This is a genomic window from Allobosea sp. CER48 (genome assembly GCF_044752385.1).
Lineage (GTDB): Bacteria > Pseudomonadota > Alphaproteobacteria > Rhizobiales > Beijerinckiaceae > Allobosea.
Genome location: NZ_JBIWYK010000646.1, coordinates 1 through 1,430 on the forward strand (window position 1 = coordinate 1; position 1,430 = coordinate 1,430).

Genomic DNA, 1,430 nt, shown 5'->3' on the forward strand with positions numbered 1-1,430 from the left:
CGCCGCTGCTGCTGCAGCTCCTGATCTGGTTCAACCTGGCGCTGGTCTTCCCGACCATCGGCATACCCGGCGTGTTCGCCTGGCGCACGATCGACATCATCGGGCCGTTCATGGCGACGCTTCTCGGCCTCGGCATGAATCAGGGCGCCTACACCGCCGAGGTGGTGCGCGGCGGCATCCTCTCCGTCGACCAGGGCCAGACCGAGGCCGCCAAGGCGATCGGCATGACGCGGCTGACGACGCTGCGCCGGATCGTGCTGCCGCAGGCGATGCGCGTCATCATCCCGCCGGTCGGCAACGAGGTGATCAGCATGGTCAAGCTCACTTCGGTGGCGAGCGTGATCCAGTATGCCGAGATCCTGCGCAACGCGCAGACGATCTACTACGCCAACGCCCGCGTCATCGAGCTGCTGATCGTCGCCGCCGGCTGGTATCTGCTCGTGGTCACGCTGTTGCAGATCGGACAGTATTTCCTCGAACGCCATTTCTCGAAGGGGCGGGGAGGGCGGCGCACCAAGCGCGCCGCGGTGCAGGAGGAAGCGGCATGAGCGCGGTGGAGAAAAAGGCCACGGCGGACAATGCGATCGTCACGATCGCGAATGTCAGCAAGCTGTTCGGCGACCTGAAGGCGCTGAACAACGTCTCGCTCGCGATCGAGCCGGGCATGGTCCAGTGCATCATCGGGCCTTCGGGCTCGGGCAAGTCGACGCTGCTGCGCTGCATCAACCAGCTCGAGAAGATCGACCAGGGCGCGATCCGCGTCGATGGCGAGCTGATCGGCTACCGCCGCGTCGGCGACGAACTGCACGAGCTGACCGACCCGGAGATCGCGCGCCAGCGCCTCGTCACCGGCATGGTCTTCCAGCGCTTCAACCTGTTCAACCACATGACGGCGCTGCAGAACATCATAGAGGGGCCGCTCACCGTGCTGAAGCGGCCGCGCAAGGAGATCGTCGCCGAGGCGATGGCGCTGCTGGAGCGCGTCGGCCTCGCCGACAAGCGCGATTCCTATCCGAGCGAGCTCTCGGGCGGGCAGCAGCAGCGCATCGCCATCGCCCGCGCGCTGGCGATGAGGCCCAAGCTGATGCTGTTCGACGAGCCGACCTCGGCGCTCGACCCCGAGCTCGTCGGCGAGGTGCTCAATGTGATGCGGGACCTTGCCGCATCCGGCATGACCATGATCGTGGTCACGCACGAGCTCGGCTTCGCCCGCGAGGTGGCCAACGACGTCGTCTTCATGGACAAGGGCGAGATCGTCGAGCAGGGCCCGCCGCAGACCGTTCTCGTCGCGCCCAAGCAGGCGCGCACGCGCGACTTCATCGCCGCCGTCCTGAAGTGACGGCGACGGCAACAGCTCACTAGAGGGAGAGACACATGCTTCGTTTGACCATCGCCGCGGCGCTGCTCGCCGGCACCGCATTTGCCGCGCA

At 66.5% G+C, this 1,430-nt stretch carries 2 protein-coding genes; both read left to right on the forward strand.

Annotation, left to right across the window (positions count from 1 at the left end):
- Positions 1-548: amino acid ABC transporter permease (locus ACIPIA_RS16260; RefSeq protein ID WP_400511013.1), on the forward strand; the 548-nt coding region annotated here is incomplete at its 5' end.
- Positions 545-1,339, forward strand: coding sequence for an amino acid ABC transporter ATP-binding protein (locus tag ACIPIA_RS16265; RefSeq protein ID WP_400511014.1), 795 nt, complete (start codon positions 545-547; stop codon positions 1,337-1,339). The genes ACIPIA_RS16260 and ACIPIA_RS16265, both read left to right, overlap by 4 nt.
- Positions 1,340-1,430 lie beyond the last annotated feature (91 nt).